This is a genomic window from Janthinobacterium silvisoli (assembly GCF_014200725.1).
GTDB lineage: Bacteria > Pseudomonadota > Gammaproteobacteria > Burkholderiales > Burkholderiaceae_D > Janthinobacterium.
In genome coordinates this window covers 1457269-1478375 of the sequence record NZ_JACHCL010000001.1, presented here as the reverse complement: position 1 = coordinate 1478375, position 21107 = coordinate 1457269, and the positions used below count along the sequence as shown (strand labels likewise).

Below are 21107 nucleotides of genomic sequence, written 5' to 3'. Positions count from 1 at the left end.
ACGCCCCTGTGTAAAATGTGCTTTTATTCTTACACCAGCAGCAGCCAGGGCCGCAGCAAAAACAATTATATATTCAAAATGAAGGACTTAGAGAGATTTCTGGGAAGACATAGTAAATGAAGAGTCAAAATGATGTTGTTCCCCCTTCAACACCCCCGGTTCAGCCGCAAGCCCAATTCGTCACGATCGCTGAAGAAGAAGCTGGCCAGCGCATCGACAACTACTTATTAAGAGTGTGCAAGGGAGTGCCTAAAAGCCACATTTACCGGATCTTGCGATCGGGTGAAGTGCGCGTTAACAAGGGCCGTATTGATCAGTTGTACCGTCTTGCCGCCGGCGACGTGGTGCGCATTCCGCCGGTGCGCGTGGCTGAAAAAGCCGCTACCGGCGCGCCTGCCGCCGAATTTGCCATCATCTATGAAGATGCGCAGCTGCTCGTCATCGACAAGCCGGCTGGCGTGGCCGTGCATGGCGGCTCGGGCGTCTCGTTCGGGGTAATCGAGCAATTGCGCGCTTCGCGTCCGGACGCCAAGTTTTTGGAACTGGTGCACCGCCTGGACCGCGACACCTCCGGCCTGTTGTTATTGGCAAAAAAACGTTCTGCCCTGACCAACTTGCATGAGCAGATGCGCGACGGTCTGACCGACAAGCGCTACCTGGTCATGGTGGCGGGCGACTGGAAGAATGCGCGCCAACATGTGAAGTTGCCTTTGCATAAATATACGACGGCAGAAGGCGAGCGCCGGGTGGCGGTGCAAGCCGATGGCTTGCCATCGCACACGGTATTTTCGTTGTTGTATAAATATAACAACTTCGCCTTGCTGGAAGCTGAATTGAAAACCGGCCGCACGCACCAGATCCGCGTGCATTTGTCTTCGTCGGGCTTCCCCATCGCTGGTGACGATAAATACGGCGATTTTGCCCTCAACCGCGCTTTGTTGAAAGCCGACAGCACGCGCGGCGCCCTCAAGCGCATGTTCCTGCACGCCCATCAAATTACGTTTACCCATCCGGAAACGGGCAAGACGATGACCTTGAAGGCCCCGCTGGCCGCCGAATGCGAGCGTTTCTTGGTAAGCTTGGGCAAACCGCTGGCCGTGACTAGCCGTTAGCGCGTTAAACACTCACACCGCGATGGCGCAACTAACTACTCACAAGGTAGTCTGTGCCATCGCTCACCACTCAAGGAGCCGGCGTCTGTACCGTCGGGAAACATGGCAAGAAAGCAATTTGATCTGATCGTCTTCGATTGGGACGGTACTTTGATGGATAGTACCTCCACTATCGTGCAATGTATCCAGGCTGCCGCCAAAGACCTGGGCTTGCCGGTCCCTGGCGACTTGCTGGCGTCGCATGTGATCGGCCTGGGCTTGCAGGAAGCCATGCAGGCAGTGATGCCCGATGTCGAGCCGAAATACCATGCGCGCATGGCGGAACGCTATCGCTACCACTATCTGTCGAGCGATCATCAGCTGAGCTTGTTTCCCGGTGTACATGAAATGCTGGAAGATCTGTCGCAGCAAGCGTATTTCCTGGCCGTCGCCACCGGCAAGAGCCGCGTCGGATTGAACCGTTCACTGAATGCCGTCAAATTATTGTCCTTGTTTGATGCAACACGTTGTGCCGATGAAACGTTTTCCAAGCCGCACCCCGCCATGTTGCAGGAATTGACGCGTGAATTGGGGCAGGATATCCGCCGTACCGTGATGATCGGCGATACTAGCCACGACCTGCTGATGGCCAACAATGCGGGCGCAGCGGGTATTGCAGTGGAGTACGGCGCCCATCCGGTAGCGCAATTGCAAACTTGCAATCCCTTGTATTCGGCTGCCAGCGTGGCAGACCTGCATCAATGGTTGAACGAGAACGCATGATGAGTGGTGCTGTCGAGATGTTGATCTGCGCCGCCGAGGCGGTGCAAGAGGGCGGCAAGGGCGTGCGTTTCCCTGTTTCTGCTGGCGGCGAAGCGACCACCGGTTTTGTCGTGCGCTATGACGGCAAGGCTTATGGTTATCTGAACCGCTGCGCTCACGTACCGATCGAACTCGATTGGGCCGAAGGCGAGTTTTTCGAATCGAGCGGCTTGTACCTGATGTGCTCCACGCATGGCGCCATCTACGTGCCGGACAGCGGCGTGTGCGCGGGCGGCCCGTGCAAGGGCGGCCGTTTGCGTCCGATTTCCGTGGCCGAGCGCGACGGCCAGTTGTACTGGAAGCCCGACGATTATGTCAGGCCACGCCAGGCTTGATGCCTGGTGCTGGTCTTTATTTGAGCAAAGTGAATTATGAGCGATAACACGAATGACACGCCGGTTTCTGGTGCCGCCGTCCCTGGCGCCAACGGCAATTGGGAGCGCGAGGTACTGGAAAAGCTGGTGTTTGCCACCTTGCAGGAACAGCGCGCACACCGGCGCTGGAGCGTGTTTTTCAAGGTAACGAGCTTGCTGGTGGTGCTGTTTGCATTGTGGGTGTTTTATGACTACAACAATACGGACGATAGTGAAACCCTGGGCCGGCACACGGCCCTGATCGATATCACGGGCACCATCGATGCCGACGGTAGCGGTTCGGCAGGCGTGGTGATCCCTGCGCTGGACAAAGCTTTCTCCGATAGCGGTTCCGTCGCGGTAGTGCTGCATATTAACAGTCCGGGCGGTAGCCCGGTGCAGGCCGGCATGATCGTCGATGAGATGCAGCGCCTGCGCAAGGGCTATCCAGACAAGCCGCTGTACGTGGTGGTCGATGAAATGTGCGCTTCGGGCGGTTATTACATCGCTGCCGCTGCCGACAAGATTTTCGTCAACAAAGCCAGCGTGGTAGGCTCGATCGGCGTGCTGATGGATGGCTTCGGTTTTACGGGCGCCATGGAAAAGGTTGGCATTGAGCGCCGTTTGCTGACGGCCGGCGAAAACAAGGGTTTCATGGACCCGTTCAGCCCCCTGAGTGACAAACACAAGGCCTATGCCCAGGGCATGCTCAATGAAATCCACCAGCAATTCATCGACGTGGTACGCGCCGGCCGCGGCAAGCGCCTGAAAGAAACGCCTGAAATGTTCTCCGGCCTGTTCTGGACGGGCGCCAAAGCCGTCGAGATGGGTTTGGCCGATGATTTTGGCACGGTCGACAGCGTGGCGCGCGATGTCGTCAAGGCAGAAGATATCGTCGATTACACGCAGCGCGAAGGTTTGCCTGAGCGCGTGCTGAAAAAATTCGGCGCTTCGCTGGGGGCAGGCGCCATGAAGGCCGCCATGCAAGACGTCAAGCCGATGTTGCGGTGAGGGAAATGACGCTGTCATTCTGATAGCGTCAGCAAGGATGCCCTTGCTAAAACTGGGTAAATTGTCTTGAAAATGACAGGCTGTGGTCTATATTGACACTGTAGTTCATGTCAAGGGAGGGGCGATATAACACAAAATGTTGTCGGAAGGCTGGCAATCATTCGTCAGTACGAACTTGAACCAAGTTGAACTTGGAACTACTTGCTGCATCGACGATGCGGTTTTGAGTGAATTTATATTCCTCACTAAAGTCCCGATGGGGCTTGGTAACGGCGGCGCAATGCCGCCGTTACCTTTTGTGCGGCAACTTTGCTACCGCTGACAGTTCAGGTCGGACAGTGCATGCAGGAGTTGGCCGGGCTGGCATGATCTTCCGCGATCTCCGCTGCCGCACTGTTCTCTCGCGCCTCTTCCTGGGTAAAGCCGCCCGCTTCCAGCCAGCACATGAAATGGCATTGCGCATCGTCATGCCATCGGGACTGGCAGGGCAAAGGCACGCAGTGCTCAGCGCAGTGCTCAGTACGGGGAGCGGCTTTTTGCTGTACCGGCGCAGCAGTGCGCCAGCGCGCGACGGCTTGCCGCACTTTATGCATTGCGCTCTGTTCGATGGCGAGACGCAAGCGCATCTCATGGATGCTGCCTTCCAGGGCAATATGGTCGATGTCGTGCATACGAAGCTCTTCTTGGTTCTACCGTTATTCCTAAAGGTCGTTAGGCGGATTCCTAATGAGATTCCAGTTTATCTATGCAATATTCCGAGCGCTTGATATATCTCAAAGGAAGCTTTGATCAGGCCTTCGTTGACACTTGTGTAATTATCTTTTTTGGCATGCTTGGCGTTGCCGCCATGCCAGCTATCTTGCTAACGATGCGAGGCCATAGGCGCGGGCAAGGGAGGGGCTTTCTTCACAATTTCGAGGAGAGTAAAACAAGGTTGTGGGCTGGATCATGATCGCCGATTGATTGTCAGATAAATAAAACAAAAAGGCTGTATTTTTACCGAGCAAATAAAATTAATCATTTGACACTTTTCTTGACGAGTGTAAAAATCTTCCATTTTAGTTAAGGTGAATATGTCTTTACCAGTTATGAGAATGCCTGCAGTGAAATTCCGTTTTTTGAGTCTGCTGCTAATGATGGCGATATCCAGTCCAGCGGCTGCGGCCGTGGGTGCTACTGGTCCGGTATATATCGAGAATATTTCGATCATCGAGCAGGCGGTGCTGGGGCATCGGGCGGGCAATCTTGAGTTGAAAATCAAGGATGGCTTTACACTTCCTGCAGGACTCACATGTAGCAATGTGTACATTACCACTTTGGAAGCTGACGATTCCAAAAAACGTCTTTTTACATTGTTGACGGCGGCGAAAATGACGCAGCAGCCGCTGCTGCTGCACATCAGCGATGATCCTCAGCACGCAGCCATTCCAGGCCGCTGCAGCCTTGTCGCTGCGACGGTTCTGTAATAGTTGCAGGAAAGTCGGGATTGTCCGGTGGCTGGTGCTGCTGCCGGCATGGCTGTGATGGCCATGCTCGTACCGGCTATTGTGTAGCTGCTGTGGGCAGTCCATTGATACCTGTCAGCGGAATTCACGTCCCTGCAATTGATGTGAAGTGATCGATGGTGGTATCGCCGTCTGGAATCCTGCCTTATTCCATCTCAATGATGTCCGCATGACATTCTGAATTTGGGCCGTTAGTCAGAGTGTAATTTAATCGGACTAATTTCCCTCCTGTGGTTGACTTTGCCATCAAAAGTTGTGCATAAAGCAGTTTTTTCTGCGGGAATATAGATGATTGAATAGGCACACTTTGCCTCTAGTGATTCCATAATTCTGAAATAGGGTATTGCGCCATGTACGCCAACTGTTGTGACTTTCACTGTTGACATGCCAAATTGTATCGCTTGGGAATGTGCGGTAAATGATAGTGTGGAAAGGGCTAATAAAACAGCGGCCTTGAGCGAGGTGGTGATTTTTTGATATTTAAATAATTGGATTTCAAAATATCGTACTCCTTTTGAGGTGCTTCGGTGGTTGTGATCTTATTTTTCATGCAGGGATATGCTATGAGCGGCTTGATAAGGAAGCTCAAGCTTTCGGCTACCTTCAATTTTTGGGAAATATCCAGCGAAGGAGCGGCGGAGGGGGGGGAGTGTATTTCCGTAATCCGATCTCTCCAAAATCGCTCCCTGGATCGAAATAAAGTAATTTAAGTTGCATTAATATGCATATTGTGAAAATGGTTTAAATAGTAGATATAATTATAGCAATGTTTAATATGGGAAGAAATATGAGTTTTCTAAAGGCAACACTAATTTTGTCACTATCTGCTGTATCTGCTGTGGCATTTTCTCAAGGGATAGCATTTACTGCGGTTAATCAGACAGTAAGCAATGTAGGTGCTCAAGGAAATAGTTATTATTATTTTAGAGTGTCGGATAACCTTGAAGCGCAGTGTCTTTATTCGAGTATTTATATTTCAACTGATAAAAAAGCGTTGTATGGACAGGTCTTGGCTGCAAAGCTGTCAGGGAAAAGATTGAGTCGTATTGATTACAGGTTAACCAATGGGCCGAATTCTGAATGTGTTGCTGATATTATAGAAATAGAATAATCTAGACTTTGCATGATGATGTCGACTGCGCTGCCGTGGTGGCAACGTGATCGTTTTTTTATATGCGGCTCTCCAGTACTTGGTTCGGACGAGCTGTGATTCTTTGAGTGGGTGAAAAATGAGAAATGTGCTTGTTTGTTTGATTTTATGTTTTTCGATATCCAATGTATATGCTTTCGAAAGTGCCGTAGGACGAGTGACCTCTATAGAGGCAAGCTATCTTCCTGGTACGATGTTCTTTTCACTTGATGGTGGCAGCAAGTCCTGTCCTGCCGGCGTTCGTATTGAGTGGTCCAAGGCTGATCTGGCAAATAATAAGGCCGTTTATGCTACGCTGTTGACGTCTCTGGTTGCGGGAAAAAAGCTTAGCATTGTGATTAATGATGGCGACACCAACTGCAAGGGCCAGTTTATCTATATTGTGGCTGACTGATCGGGTTTGATGCTCGGCATGGAGTGGATGGTAACGGCGATCTCGAGCGTCTTCACGCTGCAGGCGCCATCTGTTAAGGTCACGCCGATGAGTAAATTATCCCTGGACCGCATCCTGCAATCGCAGGGCTTTGATACCCGCAAGTATTGCCGCTCCCTTATCGATGATGGCGATGTCGTCATCGATTGAGTCATATTGATGACAGATTGTGCAATGGACCGAATCTGAATGTGTTGCTGATATTGTTGAAATAGAATAATGTGCTGCTTGCAAGTGTGCTGTTGTCTGTACTGCCGTAGTAGTAAACCAGCATCTGATTCCTCTGCACTCCATATGCAGAGGGGTGAGAATCCAGGCAACGATTAATCGGTGATGATGACCCAGGCAATCTGGCAATAACCTGCCGCATTATTGCTATAGATGGTGACCGTTTTATTGGAGGCTTGTGCCATCAACAGCATGCTTACGATGCTCTTGTAGTTGGCATCGGCGGCATTGATATAGCTCCACAAGGGTGGCGGTACATTATTGGTCGGGCATGGGGGCGTGCCTGCCGAGAGATAGACGCGGAAGTCAAAGTTTCCTGCACCACCGGCACCTCCTACGCCTTCAATTCGTGTGATTTTCCCACTTGTGACACCATCCCAGGCGCTGGCTTGCAGACTTGCAAGCGTCATTAATAATGCGGCGAAAATCTTTTTCATGACTTCCTTATAAAAGAGAAATTATTATTTGTAATTGTATTTCAATGTCGGAGATGTTGCATAGTGAATAATTTAATGGCGTTAATTCTTTATATTTTTATTTAAGGATTGCCTGCCTTACTGCATGGGAAAAACGTTGCCGGATGTGCTGGCAGGCCGGACGGCTGGCGGATGCTGGCCCTGGCGCCATGCAGTCTGCTGACAGGATCTGCATATCTTCACGCTGCAGGCGCCATCTGTTAAAGTCACGCCCATGAGTAAATTATCCCTAGACCGCATCCTGCAATCGCAGGGCTTTGGTACCCGCAAGTATTGCCGCTCCCTTATCGATGATGGCGATGTCGTCATCGATGGCGTGACCCAGACCAATTACCGCACCACCGTCGAAACCGAAGGCCTGGTGCTGCATGTCTTCGAAGAAGAGTGGGTGTACCACGAGCACCTGTATCTGGCCTTGTACAAGCCGGCCAATTTCGAATGCTCGCGCAAACCCAGCCATCACCCTGGCGTGCTGACCTTGCTGCCGGAACAGTTCAGCTGGCGCGAAGTCCAGCCAGTCGGCCGTCTCGACCACGATACGACCGGTATGCTGCTGATGTCCGACGATGGCCCGTTTATCCATGCGCAATCGTCGCCGAAGCGCCATGTACCGAAGATATACCAGGCCACGACGCAAGAGCCCGTGACCGATGAGCTGGTGGCGCTGCTGCTGGCGGGCGTGCAATTGCATGACGAACCCGCCCCGCTGGCCGCCTTGACTTGCATCAAGCGCGGCGAGCACCAGTTGGAAATCGTGCTGGAGCAGGGTAAATACCACCAAGTCAAACGCATGCTGGCCGCCGCCGGCAACCATTGCAGCGCCTTGCATCGCTCCGCGATTGGCAGCCTGACCCTGGAGTCGCTGGGCATCGCCGAAGGCGAGTGGTGTTATCTGACACCAGAGCAACTGGCGCTGCTGGCCTGATTCCTTCCTGAAGGTCAAAGCCGGGAATTCCCGGCTTTTTTGCGTTGTTAGATACTGGTTGTCTGCATTTAAAGAATTTCCCACACATGAAATTAGCTACACTCAAGGATGGCACGCGCGATGGCCAGCTGGCCGTCGTCTCGCGCGACCTGAAAACCGCCCATCTGGCCGACGGCATCGCCTCGACCCTGCAACGGGCGCTCGACGACTGGACCTTTATCGCACCGCAACTCGATTTGTTGTACCAGACCATCAACAGCGGACGCGGCCATCGCGCCTTCGAGTTCGATCCTGCCAACTGCATGGCGCCGCTGCCGCGCAGCAGTCTGCGCGTGGCCGGTGTGTCTTATTTACAGCAGGTGGAGCGTGTCTGCAAGGCGGCTGGCCGCGAAGTGCCGGCCAATTTGCGCGACACGCCGCTGATGTACCAGGGCGCCAGCGACCAGTTCCTGGGACCCCAGGACCCTATCGTGCTGGCCTACGAGCAGTGGGGCATCGATTACGAGGCGGGCATCGCTGCCATCACGGACGATGTGGCCATGGGTTCCACGGCGGATCAAGCCCATATGGGTATCAAGCTGCTGATGCTGGTCAATGACGTCACCCTGCGCAATCTTGCCGGGGATGAACTGGCCAGCGGCCATGGCTACCTGCAGGCGAAGCCTGCCATGGCATGCTCGCCGCTGGCGATTACGCCCGATGAACTGGGCGATGCCTGGCGCGGCGGCAAAGTGTGTTTGCCGCTGCGCTCCAGCCTGAATGGCAAGTTGACTGGCCAGCCCGCCGCCGGCGCCGACATGGCCTTCAATTATCCGCAATTGCTGGCGCATCTGTGCCAGACCCGTTCCGTCGGCGCCGGCAGCGTGATCAGTGCCGGTGGCGTGGCGAATAAAGAGGTGAAGAAGGGTTTTTCCAGCATTGTTGAGCGACGTAGCCAGGAGATCATCGCCGATGGCGTGGCGACTACACCGTTTATGTTGTTTGGCGACACGATACGGATCGAAATGCTGGGCGACGATGGCAAGTCGCTGTTTGGCGCGATTGAGCAGGCCGTCCAGCAGGCGGAAGCACGGAAGAGCCGTTAGAGGCTCTTCGACAAGCAAACTTGAAAAGCAGGGCATTTACTGCCCTGTTCCGCCGATGGCATGCGCCTCGCAGGCTCGATAATGTCTCATGCCCAGTCCTTCATGCGCCTAGCCAGGCTGCAGGACACCACCGGAGTTGATTGATGTCGGAAGACAGCGACGCAGAAAAGACCGAAGCCGCGTCACCGAAGCGCCTCGAGCAGGCGCGTGAGGAAGGCGACGTTCCGCGATCGCGTGAAGTGGCCACGTTTACGGTGTTGATGGCGTCTGGCTGCTGTCTGTGGTTTGCCGGCGATTCCATCGTGCGGCGCCTGTCTGCCGTGATGGTGTCCGGGCTGTCGATGGACCGGGAACAGATTTTGAATCCCAATGCGATGATCTTGCGCATCGCTTACGACGTGGGTGCGGTGCTGCTCACTTGCCTGCCGTATGCAGTGGTGATCATGATCGTGGCGCTGGCGTCGCCGCTGCTGGTGGGCGGCTGGCTGTTCAGCTCGAAAGCGTTTACGCCGAATTTTGGCAAGCTCAACCCGATCAAGGGTCTGGGCAATATGTTTTCCAAGAATGCGCTGGTGGAGTTGCTCAAGGCGATCGCCAAGACCATCGTGGTCGGCATCGTCGCCTGGCTGGTGATGCAGCATTACAAGGAGGCGGTGCTGGGCTTGACGGTGGAATCCCTGCGCGTCGGCACAGCCCACCTGGTCAGCCTGCTGATCAGCGCTTTCCTGATCATCGTCGGTGCGTTGGGCTTGATCGCCGCCATCGATGGCCCGTACCAGATGTGGCACTACGCCAATAAAATGAAAATGACCTTGCAAGAGGTCAAGCAGGAGTCGAAGGAATCGGACGGTAATCCGCAGATCAAGGCGAAGATACGCCAGTTGCAGCGTGAAGCCTCGCGCCGCCGCATGATGGCCGACGTGCCCACCGCCGACGTGGTGGTGACCAACCCGACCCACTATGCGGTGGCGCTCAAGTATGGCGCCAACTCGCGCGGCGCGCCGCAAGTGGTGGCCAAGGGCGTCGATGAAGTGGCGGCCAAGATCCGCGAACTGGCTGGCGAACACAAGGTCGCCATCCTGGAAGCGCCGGCCCTGGCCCGTGCATTGTATAAACATACGGATATCGGCGACGAGATACCGGAAGCGCTGTACGCCGCCGTGGCCGAAGTGCTCGCCTACGTGTTCCAGCTGCGCTCGTACGGCAATGGCCACGGCCAGCGTCCCGACAAGCCCAAGCAGCTCGATGTGCCGCCCGAGCTCGATCCCTTGAACCCGGCATCACAAGTAGCACCACAGTCACCCCCTGCGCCCGGCGCGGAAGACCAGAATAAAGGAAGTACACCATGAGCGGCGTCACCATGCCAGCCTGGCTGAGCGGATTGAAGGGCAGTGCCAGCAAGGGCATCGCCGCGCCTGTCATCATCATCATGCTGCTGGCGATGATGGTGCTGCCGCTGCCGGCCTTTATCCTCGACATTTTCTTCAGCTTTAATATTGCCCTGTCCATTATCGTGCTGCTGACGGCGCTGTACACCGTCAAGCCGCTCGATTTCATGGCTTTTCCGACGATTTTGCTGGTATCGACCATGCTGCGCTTGTCGCTGAACGTGGCGTCCACGCGCGTGGTGCTGACGGAAGGCCATACGGGCGCGGATGCGGCCGGTAAGGTGATCGAGGCTTTCGGTCACTTCTTGATCGGCGGCAACTACACGGTCGGTATCGTCGTGTTCATTATCTTGACTATCATTAACTTTACCGTGGTCACCAAGGGTGCGGGCCGTATCGCCGAGGTGGGCGCCCGCTTTGCGCTGGACGCCATGCCTGGTAAGCAGATGGCGATCGATGCCGACCTGAATGCCGGCCTGATCGGTGAAGACGAAGCGCGCCGCCGCCGCACGGAAGTGGCGCAGGAAGCCGAATTCTATGGCGCCATGGACGGCGCCAGTAAATATGTGCGCGGCGATGCCATCGCCGGCATCATGATTACCGTGATCAATATCGTCGGCGGCCTGGTGGTGGGGCTGGTACAGCACGACATGGGCTTTGCCGATGCATTGAAGAACTACACCTTGCTGGCCATCGGTGACGGCCTGGTGGCGCAGATTCCTTCGCTGATTATTTCCACAGCGGCCGGTATCGTCGTCTCGCGCGTGGCCAGTGAGCAAGACATTGGCGCCCAACTGGTCGGTCAGCTGTTTGCCAAGCCGCAAGTGCTCTACATCACGGCCGGCATTATCGGCGGCATGGGCTTGATTCCCGGCATGCCCAACCTGGTATTCCTCTTGCTGGCCGGCTTGCTGGGCGGTTCCGCCTATCTGATTACCAAGGCGGCGGCGAAGAAAAAATCCGATGCCGAAAAACCGGCCGAGGTGCCGCAAGCGACCGTGGCGCCCGAGCAGGAAGAAGCCAGCTGGCAAGACATCATGCCCGTCGACACCCTGGGCCTGGAAGTGGGCTACCGCTTGATTCCGCTGGTGGATAAAACCCAGGGTGGCGAATTGCTCAAGCGCATCAAGGGCATCCGCAAGAAATTTGCTCAGGAAGTCGGTTTCCTGGCGCCGCCCGTGCATATCCGCGACAACCTGGAATTGAAGCCATCGGCTTACCGCATCACGCTCAAGGGCGTGGAAGTGGGTGTCGGCGAAGCCTATAACGGCCAGTTCCTGGCGATCAATCCCGGCATGGCCAGCGGCACCTTGCCTGGCATTTCCACCAACGACCCGGCCTTCGGCTTGCCTGCCACCTGGATCGAAGCGAGCTTGCGCGACCAGGCGCAATCGATGGGTTACACGGTGGTCGATGCGGGTACGGTGGTGGCTACGCATTTGAATCACCTGATCACCTCGCATGCCTCCGAATTGCTGGGCCGCGCGGAAGTGCAGTCCTTGCTCGATCACCTGGGCAAGGAGTCGCCGCGCCTGGTGGAAGACCTGGTGCCGAAGATGCTGTCGCTGTCGACCCTGCAAAAAGTGCTGCAGAACCTGCTGATGGAAGGTGTGCATATCCGCGACATGCGCACCATCATCGAATCCCTGGCCGAGCATACCGTGCATACGCAAGACCCCAACGACTTGACGGCGCTGGTGCGCGTGGCCCTGGGCCGCGCGATCGTGCAGCAATTGTTCCCTGGCGCGGCTGAGTTGTCCGTGATGACCCTGGACAACCGCCTGGAGCGTCTGCTGATGCAAGCCATGGGCAATGGCGGCGATGGCTCGGGCATCGAGCCCGGCCTGGCCGACACCATCGCCCAGCAGGCGGGACTGGCTGCCCAGCAGCAGGAAGCGATGGGCCTGACGCCGGTGCTGCTGGTGCCGGCTCCCCTGCGCGCCTTGCTGTCGCGTTTCCTGCGCCGCGCCCTGCCGCAACTGAAGGTGCTGTCGCATGCCGAAGTGCCGGAAACCAAGACCATTCGCGTGACGAATCTGGTGGGTGCTCAATAATTGTTCAATTTCCCCATGGCAAACTGAATAACGGGCACTTTCCCATCCTTTTCCTTCGATCATCTTCCTCTGATATCGACAATAATCGACACTGTCCGAGTGATCCGTGTCTCATATTGAAGACTGCACTCAAGCAACAGGAGTCGATGATGGCCATACAGTCCAGTCCAGCGCGTGTTACCCCGATGATGGGAGGCCGGCCATGAATGTGAAAAAATTTACCGCCGCGACCTCGCGCGATGCCTTGCGCCGTGTGCGCGAAGCGCTGGGCCCGGATGCCGTGATCCTGTCGAACCGCCAGGGTGACGGCGTGGTTGAAATCCTCGCGCTGGCTAATGACGACGCCGCTTCACTGGCCTCGCCGCCGGCCGCCTCGGAAATGGCCCAGCCGCGGCCCCAGTTGCAAACCCAGTTTTCGGCGCCGCAGCGTCCGGCTGCCGGCCAGCCTACGCATGCGCCGCGCCACGCACCGGCCAGCGAGCCCATGGACATGGCCCGCATGCAGCAGATGATGGCCAGCGCGCTGGCGCACGTCAAAGAGAACGCCGCCGCCGAGATGAGCGGCATGATGAATGAAATCCGCGCCATGCGCGGCATGATGGAAACCCAGCTGGCAGAAATTTCCTGGGGTTCCACGCAGCAGCGCCAACCGCAAAAAGCCGTGGTGCTGCGCGAAATGCTGGCGGCCGGTTTTTCGGCCAGCCTGGCGCGCTACCTGATCGACAAACTGCCGGCCGGCCTCGATGGCGCGCAAAGCATGCGCTGGATCAAAACGGTGTTGAACCGCAACCTGAACACCATGGCCAATGAAGACGCCATGCTGGAGCAGGGCGGCGTGTTTGCCCTGGTCGGTCCGACCGGTGTCGGCAAGACCACCAGCACGGCCAAGCTGGCCGCCCGCTGCGTGATGCGCCACGGCCCTGAAAAGCTGGCCCTGATCACCACCGACGCGTATCGTATCGGCGCCCATGAACAGTTGCGCATCTACGGCAAGATTCTCGGCGTGATGGTGCATTCGGTCAAGGACGAGGCCGACTTGCGCATCGCCCTGAAAGAATTGAAGAACAAGCACACCGTGCTGATCGATACCGTGGGCGTTAGCCAGCGCGACCAGATGGTGACCGAACAGGTGGCCATGCTGTCGGGCGCCGGCGCCGACGTTAAGCGTTTGCTGTGCCTGAACGCCACCGCCACCCAGGAAACCCTGAACGAAGTGGTGCGCGCCTATCAGGGCAGCGGCCTGGCCGGTTGCATCATGACCAAACTCGATGAAGCCGCCTCGATCGGCAATGTGCTCGACGTGGTAATCCGCCAGAAGCTCAATCTGTTTTATGTCTCGAATGGCCAGCGCGTGCCGGAAGACCTGCACCTGGGCGACCGTGGCTACCTGGTCGACCGGGCATTCAAGCTCAAGCGCGACGCCGCTGCTACCCAGTATTCCGACGCTGAACTGCCGCTGCTGATGGCGCAGGCAGCCGCCCGCAACCATGAAGCGCGCGGGGGACACCTTGGCTAATTTTGATTTCGACCAGGCTGAAGGCTTGCGCCGCATGCTGGGTGGCCCGCAGCCGCGCGTGCTGACGTTTTTATCGGCCGCGCCGCAGGATGACAAGGGCGCCATGCTGATCAACCTCGGCGCCTCGCTGGCCTACACGGGCAATGAAGTGCTGCTGCTGGACGCCAGCGGCAGCAGCGAAGGCGTGGCGGCGCGCCTGGGCCTGGCGCACGGCGCCAGCCTGCTCGACGTGGCGCGCCAGCAGTGCGGCTTGAACCAGGTGATCCATCCCGTGCCGCAGGGTTTTGGCGTGGCCACCCTGGGTGCGCGCAACTATCAGATGGATAGCCCCGACTTTGCCACCAATGACGAGTCGCGCCGGCTGGCCAAGACCTTCGAGGTAATGGCGCGCCAGACCGGCATCGTGCTGGTCGATGGCGTGGTCGGCGAGAGCGGGACCTGCTTTCCCGTGCCGCTGATGGCGACCTCCGATATCGTGGTGCAGGTGTCGAGCAGCGCCGCCTCGATCACGGCGGCGTATAGCCTGATCAAGCGCCTGAGCCAGGAACTGGGGCGCCGTCCATTCGGCATCCTGGTGACCGGTGCTTCCGAAACCGAGGCGAAAGTGGTATACGATAATATGGCGCAGGCGGCGAACCGCTACCTGGCCGTGAAACTGACATCGATGGGCTCGGTACCGGCCGATGAATATCTGCATCGCGCCGCGCGTCTGGGCCGCAGTGTGATCGATGCATTTCCGCTGGCTGGCGCGTCGGTGGCGTTTCGCGCACTGGCGGAACGGCTGGCCCATTCGGCGGCGCCGGTGCTCGGTTCCACTTTGTATCAGACGGGGAGTGCACACCATTTCAGCGCCTGAATCAATTAGCAGCACCTATATAGAACAATAAGCAGCCTATGTACACGGTTAAAGGAAAATCGAACAAGGACTACCTGCTGACGGAACATATTCCGCTGGTGAAGCGTCTGGCGCACCATATGAAGGCCAAGCTGCCTCCATCGGTCGAGGTCGACGATCTGATCCAGGCTGGCATGATCGGGCTGCTCGATGCGATCAGCCGCTACGAAGAAACCCATGGCGCGCAGTTCGAGACCTATGCCGTGCTGCGCATCCGCGGCGCCATGCTCGATGAGCTGCGCACCAGCGACTGGTTGCCGCGCAGCATGCGCCAGAATATGCGCAAGATCGAAGAGGCGATGAGCATTTTGCAGCAGCGCCTGGGCCATCCGCCGACCGAGTCGGAAGTGGCCAAGCTGTTGAAAATGTCGCTGGCCGACTACCAGGAAATGCTGGGCGAGGGCGGCGGCCACCAACTGGTGTACTACGAAGATTTTCATGACCCGGACGGCAATGACAGCTTTCTCGACCGCCATTGCGTGGACGAAGACAGTGACCCCTTGCGTTCCCTGCTCGATACCGATTTCCGGCAGTCCGTGATCGACGCCATCGACGCGCTGCCGCCACGCGAGAAAATACTCATGGGCTTGTACTACGAAGAAGAACTGAACCTGAAGGAGATCGGCGCGGTGATGGGCGTATCGGAATCGCGCGTCTCGCAGCTGCATACCCAGGCCGTCGCGCGCCTGCGCGCAACCTTACGGGAGCAGGCGTGGACTGGTCCAGCGTAATCGGGCTGCTGCTGGCCGTTGCCGGCCTCTTGGTCGGCCAGGCGCTCGAAGGCGGCAAGATGGCCTCGCTGCTGCAGCCGGCCGCGTTTGCCATCGTGGTCATCGGCACTTTCGGCGCCGTGCTGCTGCAGACGCGGCTGCGCACTTTTGTGCGTGGCCTGGAAATGCTGCGCTGGGTCTTCATGCCGCCGGCCGACACGCGCGCTGCGCTGTCGCGCGATATCGGTGTATGGAGCCTGACGGCGCGCCGCGACGGTCCGCTGGCGCTCGAGCGCCTGATGGAAAATACTGCCGACCGTTTTAACGCCAAGGGCTTGCGCATGATCGTCGACGGCATCGCGCCCGACAAGCTGCGCCAGTTGCTCGACGTGGAAATCACCGCCTACGAACTGGCCGAGCGCCAGGCCGTCAAGGTATGGGAATCGGCGGCTGGCTACTCGCCGACCATCGGCATCCTGGGCGCCGTGCTGGGCCTGATACACGTGATGGAAAACCTGACCGATCCGAGCAAGCTCGGTGGTGGCATCGCCGTCGCGTTTGTGTCCACCATCTATGGCGTGGGCCTGGCCAATTTGCTGTTCCTGCCGGTGGCCAACAAGCTCAAGGCCATCGTCACGCGCCGCGTCACGCAGTATGAAGTCACCGCTGCCGTGTTCTACGATATCGCCACCGGCGACCATACGCGCATCATCGAAGAGCGCGTATCGAGCCTGCTGCACGAGCACTGACCATGATGCGGCGCGCGCGCAGGAAGTATGACGAAGAGCCGGACAACCAGGACCGCTGGCTGATTTCCTACGCCGACTTCATCACCCTGCTGTTTGCCTTCTTTGTCGTCATGTATGCGCTCTCCTTGGTCAACGAAGGGCGCTACCGGGTGTTTTCGGACGCCATCGGCGAGGCGTTTGGCTTGAACAAGGGAGCGCCGCCGCTGATCATGGAAGCGCCGCAGGCGGTCGCCTTGCCCAACCCGGCCCTGAAGCGCCGCGCCGAAGCGATCCGCCGCGAACGCGAACACATGACGCGCCTGGCGCAGGACCTGACGTCGACCCTGGCGCCGCTGGTCAAGGAGGGTAAAGTGCGCGTGACGCAGACCAGCCGCGGCGTCAGCGTGGAAATCAATGCCAGCGTGCTGTTCGACCCGGGTGCGGCGGCGCTGACGCCGGAGTCCGACCAGGCCCTGCGCGCCGTGGCCGTGCTGCTGAAAGACGATAGTCACGACGTGCAGGTGGAAGGCCATACGGATGTTCAGCCGATCAGCAATTCCAACTTTGCCTCGAACTGGGAACTGTCGGCTGCCCGTTCCAGCGCGGTGGTGCGCCTGTTTATCGCCAGCGGCGTGCAGGCCTCGCGCCTGACGGCCGTCGGCCATGCCGACAATATCCCCGTCGCCCCCAACGACACGCCGGAAGGGCGCGCCCGTAATCGCCGTGTCGCCGTGACGATTTTATCGGGCATCCCGGAAACGGTAACGGAAGTGCCGACGCCGCCGGCGGACCCGGCGCCAGCCAATTAAGTAGCTTGATAAGCCAGTCAATAAGCCAGCCAATAAGTCAGCCAAAAACAATTTCCCCTTGGAAATAGTTGTGCACATGTCATTTGGCCGTCATACCTGAATGCTAAGGTGTTGCACTTCTTTATGCCTTTCAGGATCATGTCATGTCTTACTCCCGAGCGTTGCTTCCTTCCGCCATCGCCATCATGCTGGGCATCGCCGCTTGCGGCGGTGACAATGACGCGTCGGGCAGCGTGCCACCGTTGCCAACCGGCCGCTGGCTTGCTGGCGATCTGCATACCCATACCACCCAATCTGCCGATGCCGATGTCAGCCAGACGCTCGATAAAGTGCTGGGCAAGGCGTTCGCCACTTACGGTCTCGACTGGATGGCCGTCTCCAACCATTTGCGTGTTTCCACGCGCGATGCCCTGGGTGTCCAGCTGGCAGCGCCGATTCCGATGTCCATCGGCGCCGAGCGTGATGAGATCCCGCGCGTGCAGGCGCTGCAGGCTGCCGGCACCTATGCCGATAAACTGATTTTCTCCGGTTTTGAGTGGGATATGCCGACCCACGATCACATCGGCATCGGCTTGTTTGAAGGCGTGGATAAACTAAGTCCCAGCACCAAAGGCATGAAAGAATTCGAATATCTGTTTACCACGCGTGACGCGGCCATGTTTGACGCCGCAGACGTCGCTGCATGGAAGGCTAAATATGGTGAAACCCGCTATAACAAGACGGCGGCCGATGCGCTGCAAGCGGTCAATTGGCTCAAGCAGAATTACCCCGAGACCAGCTACGCCGTCATCAATCATCCTTCACGCAACAAGGGCAGCTATTCGATTGCCGACTTGCGCGCCTTTAACGATGCGGCGCCCAACATCATGTTCGCCATCGAAGGCATGGTGGGCAATCAGATGGAGCCGGATCGCGGCGGCTATACGGCGGCCTACACGGACGACAATGCGCTGTTGCGCGTCTATGGCGGCGTAGATTATGTGGTGGCCAAACTGGGTGGACCATGGGACGCCCTGCTGGGCGAGGGCCGCCGCATCTGGAATCTGAGCGATTCCGATACCCACTTCAAGATCGTCGGTGGCAATAGCAGCGGCTATTTCCCGGGCGAGTATGCGAAGAACTATGTCTTCAATAGCGCGCAAGGCACACCGCTGGCAAAAGACCTGTTGGCCGGTCTGCGCTCGGGCAAGATGTTTTCCACCTATGGCGACCTGATTAACGCACTGGACTTCAACCTGGCCAGCAGCAGCGACCGCAAGGAGATGGGGGGCGAGCTGAAGGTAGGCAGCGGCGACAGGGTGACCATCACCATCCGCTTCAAGAGCCCGGCAAAAAACAACTATGAAAAGCCGGTCGATAGTGGTCTGGCCGCCAACCTCAAGCCCGTGGTCGATCACGTCGATCTGATCGTCGGCGATGTTGCTGCGAAGGCGGCGCCAGGCACTGCGGCCTATAACGTGGCCAGCAATGCCAGCACCAAGGTACTCAAGCGTTTCACCAGCGCCGATTGGAAGGTCGATGCCGATGGTTTTTACAGTGTGAGCTTTCAGACGACTGCAACAAAAAGCCAGTACTTCCGTCTGCGCGGCACCAATCTGGGCGTGGACGTTGCCGGCCTGACGCAGGGCGGCGAACCGCTGGCCGACCAGCGTACCGGCACGGCGGACAATACGCAGCGCTTCAACGACATCAACGACCGCAATTACCGCAGCCTGTGGTTTTATTCGAATCCGGTATTTGTCACGTTGCGTGAATGATGGAGCTGCCTGGCTTGCTACAATCGCAGCCTTTCCTTTTATTCTCTCTTCATCATGAAAAGCAGTTCCCTGGGTGGCCTGGTCTATTCCACTGAAACGGGCCGCATGTGCCCCACCTGCCGCCAGAGCGTGGCGCAATGCACGTGCAAGGCCAGCGCCAAGTCGGCAGTTGTGGGTGATGGCCAGGTGCGTGTATCGCGCCAGACCAAGGGCCGGGGCGGCAAGAGCGTCACCGTGGTAAAAGGCCTGGCATTGGACGCCGTCGCGCTGGCTTTGCTGGGCAAGCAGCTGCGCAGCCAGTGCGGTTCGGGTGGCACCGTCAAGGATGGTGTGATCGAAGTGCAGGGCGACCATGTGGATGCCATCATGGCGGCGTTGTTACTGGCAGGACACAAGCCGAAAAAAGCTGGCGGCTGAGTCTCTTTTTGCAAGGCGTATGTGCCAAGTTATGCTAACTTGTGGTTGTCATAACTTAGCCACTTTGTCATGCCAGCCAAAACCACCGTTGCCCTTGTCGTCTCCGCCGCAGTATTGGTGTTGTTTTACGCGTATGGCCCTGGACCAGGCGATGGCAAACCGGCGGCGGTAGCGGCGCCGAAAGCCGGGCGCAGCCTGTCTTCTTATTTCAATCTGGGCGCCAGCGCTTCTTCTGCGCCAGCTGCAGACCCTGCTTTCGCCAGCCTGAGTGCGCAGCTCAAGCTGCTGGCCGCCAGCGGCACTCCCGAGGATGCCTACGCGGCCTACAGCCTGCTCGACGATTGCATCATGTTCCAGGCGGAAGGGCGTCTGGCTGCGCTGGAGTTTGAGCGGGGCAGCGAGATGACAGCAGAGGAAAAGGCTGCGGAGGCGCAGCTGTGCGGGAGCATGACGCAGCGCCAGAAAGATTCCCGCCTCGACTTCCTGCTCGCCGCTGCGAAAGGTGGCGTCGCCGGCGCCAGCAGCCTTTTTCTCAGGGAGGGGCCGTTTGGCGATCCGTATGCCCTGCGCGATCGTCCTGGCGACCCGCTGGTACTGGAATGGAAGCAGCAAGTCCTTGCCCTGCTTACGGAGCGGGCCGGCGACGGCGAGCTAGCCGGGATCAATACCCTGATGGTCGAATATCTGAGTGGCGGCGACCTGGTGCAGAAAGATGCTGCACTCGCCTATCGCTACCTGCTGGCCATGCGCCTGGTGTTCGACGATATCCTGGTGCCGGGCGCCACCAACCCCTATCAGGATAGCTATTGGCAAGGCTTGCGCGATCAGCTGACGCCCGAACAGCAGGCTGCCGCACTGGACAAGGCCAATCGTATGGCCGCGAAATATCGCCAGCATGCGGGACAGGCTGCGCACGGCTAGCGTGCACAGCAGGAAGGCTGGTGCCTTAGCCGATCACGACTCTGCGGCTGACGGTATTGCTGGTGGCCTGGCCGCTGGGGCCGTAGAAATTGCCGCTCTGGGCGGGAGGGCGTACGGCGTTCAGTGCGCCCTGGGTGTGCAGCATGTGCTTGTTGACAAGCAGGCTGTTCAAACGATTTTGTTCCTTGGCTTCGCGCGTGGTGCCCAGCAATTCTGCCCACAGCGCTGCTGCTTCCGGGTTGCCGGCCTGGGCCAGCCAGCCCTCCATGCCTTCCTCAGCAGCGGCAAAGCCGGCTGCCGCCAGCGCCTGGTGGCGTTGCGCCGCCAGCTGGCTCAACTGTCCGACCAGCACCGTCTTGCGTGCCGTGATCTCCGTGATGGCATCGATTTCAGCTGCAACCAGATGCAGCTGTTCCTGTTTTATCAATGCCAGCAAGCTAGTCATGCGCTCTTGCTCGTCGCGCAGGCTGGAAAACGGAGTCACTGATTGCATGGGGGAACCTATCTATTTCGTGAGTGCAGCAAGTCCTTGACTGTATCCAAGAGACCGTCTGCCACTTTTTCAGAATTGACCTGGAACTGGCCGTCGGCGATCGCGAGCTTGATGCGTTCCACTTTTTTGGTGTCGAACACGCCGCCGCTGCCGGCAGTTGCACTGGCCGCTAATGCCTGTCCTTGCGAAGACAGGCGTACATTGTCCGACGTCGTCGGTGTTGCTTGTGCTTTCTCGGCATTGCGTGCGCCTGAAGTATTGGTCGGCGCGACCGGCAAAGCGGGATTGCTCTTGATGGTTTCGGTGATTTTCACAACATGATCCTCGTCTGGTCGAAGTC

At 57.8% G+C, this 21107-nt stretch carries 23 protein-coding genes and 1 pseudogene; 20 read left to right on the top strand and 4 right to left on the bottom strand.

What is annotated here, in order from left to right; translation table 11 throughout:
* The first annotated feature begins 116 nt into the window (after positions 1 to 116).
* The 4 genes from HDE75_RS06695 to HDE75_RS06680 all read left to right on the top strand — a co-directional run bounded on the left by HDE75_RS06695 (position 117) and on the right by HDE75_RS06680 (position 3277).
* Positions 117 to 1112, top strand: a complete 996-nt coding sequence (locus tag HDE75_RS06695; RefSeq protein ID WP_183675642.1) for an RluA family pseudouridine synthase — start codon at positions 117 to 119, stop codon at positions 1110 to 1112.
* A 102-nt stretch (positions 1113 to 1214) separates the two neighbouring features.
* The gene (locus HDE75_RS06690) at positions 1215 to 1874 is read left to right on the top strand and encodes an HAD-IIIA family hydrolase (RefSeq protein ID WP_183675643.1); all 660 of its coding nucleotides are present in this window, start codon (positions 1215 to 1217) and stop codon (positions 1872 to 1874) included.
* Complete coding sequence (locus HDE75_RS06685; RefSeq protein WP_183675644.1) at positions 1871 to 2248, top strand: Rieske (2Fe-2S) protein; 378 nt, start codon at positions 1871 to 1873, stop codon at positions 2246 to 2248. Before HDE75_RS06690 ends, HDE75_RS06685 begins: the two co-directional genes overlap by 4 nt.
* A gap of 36 nt (positions 2249 to 2284) precedes the next feature.
* Positions 2285 to 3277 (top strand): S49 family peptidase, encoded by a 993-nt coding sequence (locus tag HDE75_RS06680; RefSeq protein WP_183675645.1) that lies wholly within the window; start codon positions 2285 to 2287, stop codon positions 3275 to 3277.
* A gap of 326 nt (positions 3278 to 3603) precedes the next feature.
* Here HDE75_RS06680 and HDE75_RS06675 read toward each other — a convergent pair whose 3' ends face one another.
* Positions 3604 to 3948, bottom strand: coding sequence for a hypothetical protein (locus tag HDE75_RS06675; RefSeq protein WP_183675646.1), 345 nt, complete (start codon positions 3946 to 3948; stop codon positions 3604 to 3606).
* Positions 3949 to 4350: 402 nt separating this feature from the next.
* Here HDE75_RS06675 and HDE75_RS06670 point away from each other — a divergent pair, with 402 nt between their 5' ends.
* From HDE75_RS06670 to HDE75_RS06655, 4 genes and pseudogenes are all read left to right on the top strand, one after another.
* Entirely contained in the window at positions 4351 to 4743 is a 393-nt protein-coding gene (locus HDE75_RS06670; protein ID WP_183675647.1) for a hypothetical protein, read from the top strand.
* Between the two features lie 826 nt (positions 4744 to 5569).
* Positions 5570 to 5893, top strand: a complete 324-nt coding sequence (locus HDE75_RS06665) for a hypothetical protein (RefSeq protein WP_183675648.1) — start codon at positions 5570 to 5572, stop codon at positions 5891 to 5893.
* Between the two features lie 118 nt (positions 5894 to 6011).
* Positions 6012 to 6326 carry a hypothetical protein gene (locus tag HDE75_RS06660; protein WP_183675649.1) on the top strand — a complete coding sequence of 105 codons (315 nt, stop codon included), beginning with the start codon at positions 6012 to 6014 and terminating at the stop codon, positions 6324 to 6326.
* 87 nt (positions 6327 to 6413) lie between these two features.
* A pseudogene (locus HDE75_RS06655) lies at positions 6414 to 6512 on the top strand (16S rRNA pseudouridine(516) synthase); the annotation flags it as partial.
* Between the two features lie 176 nt (positions 6513 to 6688).
* On the opposite strand, the gene HDE75_RS06650 reads toward HDE75_RS06655, so the two are convergent.
* Positions 6689 to 7030 (bottom strand): hypothetical protein, encoded by a 342-nt coding sequence (locus tag HDE75_RS06650; RefSeq protein WP_183675650.1) that lies wholly within the window; start codon positions 7028 to 7030, stop codon positions 6689 to 6691.
* 253 nt (positions 7031 to 7283) lie between these two features.
* On the opposite strand from HDE75_RS06650, the gene HDE75_RS06645 reads away from it, so the two are divergent.
* The 12 genes from HDE75_RS06645 to HDE75_RS06590 all read left to right on the top strand — a co-directional run bounded on the left by HDE75_RS06645 (position 7284) and on the right by HDE75_RS06590 (position 20274).
* Positions 7284 to 7994, top strand: coding sequence for a pseudouridine synthase (locus HDE75_RS06645; RefSeq protein ID WP_183675651.1), 711 nt, complete (start codon positions 7284 to 7286; stop codon positions 7992 to 7994).
* Between the two features lie 86 nt (positions 7995 to 8080).
* Positions 8081 to 9079, top strand: a complete 999-nt coding sequence (locus HDE75_RS06640) for a fumarylacetoacetate hydrolase family protein (protein ID WP_183675652.1) — start codon at positions 8081 to 8083, stop codon at positions 9077 to 9079.
* Between the two features lie 143 nt (positions 9080 to 9222).
* Entirely contained in the window at positions 9223 to 10428 is a 1206-nt protein-coding gene (gene flhB / locus HDE75_RS06635; protein ID WP_183675653.1) for a flagellar biosynthesis protein FlhB, read from the top strand.
* Entirely contained in the window at positions 10425 to 12521 is a 2097-nt protein-coding gene (gene flhA / locus HDE75_RS06630; protein ID WP_183675654.1) for a flagellar biosynthesis protein FlhA, read from the top strand. The genes flhB and flhA overlap by 4 nt, the downstream gene beginning before the upstream one ends.
* Positions 12522 to 12723: 202 nt before the next feature.
* Complete coding sequence (gene flhF, locus HDE75_RS06625) at positions 12724 to 14037, top strand: flagellar biosynthesis protein FlhF (protein WP_183675655.1); 1314 nt, start codon at positions 12724 to 12726, stop codon at positions 14035 to 14037.
* On the top strand, positions 14030 to 14893 hold the full coding sequence (locus HDE75_RS06620) for a MinD/ParA family ATP-binding protein (RefSeq protein WP_183675656.1): 864 nt from the start codon (positions 14030 to 14032) through the stop codon (positions 14891 to 14893). The genes flhF and HDE75_RS06620 overlap by 8 nt, the downstream gene beginning before the upstream one ends.
* Positions 14894 to 14931: 38 nt before the next feature.
* A complete protein-coding gene (locus HDE75_RS06615) occupies positions 14932 to 15663 on the top strand; it encodes an RNA polymerase sigma factor FliA (protein WP_183675657.1) in 732 nt (243 codons plus the stop codon).
* Entirely contained in the window at positions 15645 to 16391 is a 747-nt protein-coding gene (locus HDE75_RS06610; RefSeq protein WP_183675658.1) for a flagellar motor protein, read from the top strand. Before HDE75_RS06615 ends, HDE75_RS06610 begins: the two co-directional genes overlap by 19 nt.
* 5 nt (positions 16392 to 16396) lie before the next feature.
* A complete protein-coding gene (gene motD, locus HDE75_RS06605) occupies positions 16397 to 17179 on the top strand; it encodes a flagellar motor protein MotD (RefSeq protein WP_183676611.1) in 783 nt (260 codons plus the stop codon).
* 143 nt (positions 17180 to 17322) lie between these two features.
* Positions 17323 to 18936, top strand: coding sequence for a CehA/McbA family metallohydrolase domain-containing protein (locus tag HDE75_RS06600; protein ID WP_183675659.1), 1614 nt, complete (start codon positions 17323 to 17325; stop codon positions 18934 to 18936).
* A 54-nt stretch (positions 18937 to 18990) separates the two neighbouring features.
* Positions 18991 to 19353, top strand: coding sequence for a translation initiation factor Sui1 (locus HDE75_RS06595; RefSeq protein ID WP_183675660.1), 363 nt, complete (start codon positions 18991 to 18993; stop codon positions 19351 to 19353).
* Positions 19354 to 19422: 69 nt separating this feature from the next.
* Positions 19423 to 20274, top strand: coding sequence for a hypothetical protein (locus tag HDE75_RS06590; protein WP_183675661.1), 852 nt, complete (start codon positions 19423 to 19425; stop codon positions 20272 to 20274).
* 25 nt (positions 20275 to 20299) lie between these two features.
* Here HDE75_RS06590 and HDE75_RS06585 read toward each other — a convergent pair whose 3' ends face one another.
* The gene (locus tag HDE75_RS06585; protein ID WP_183675662.1) at positions 20300 to 20767 is read right to left on the bottom strand and encodes a flagella synthesis protein FlgN; all 468 of its coding nucleotides are present in this window, start codon (positions 20765 to 20767) and stop codon (positions 20300 to 20302) included.
* A gap of 8 nt (positions 20768 to 20775) precedes the next feature.
* A complete protein-coding gene (gene flgM, locus HDE75_RS06580; protein ID WP_183675663.1) occupies positions 20776 to 21081 on the bottom strand; it encodes a flagellar biosynthesis anti-sigma factor FlgM in 306 nt (101 codons plus the stop codon).
* Between the last annotated feature and the right edge of the window lie 26 nt (positions 21082 to 21107).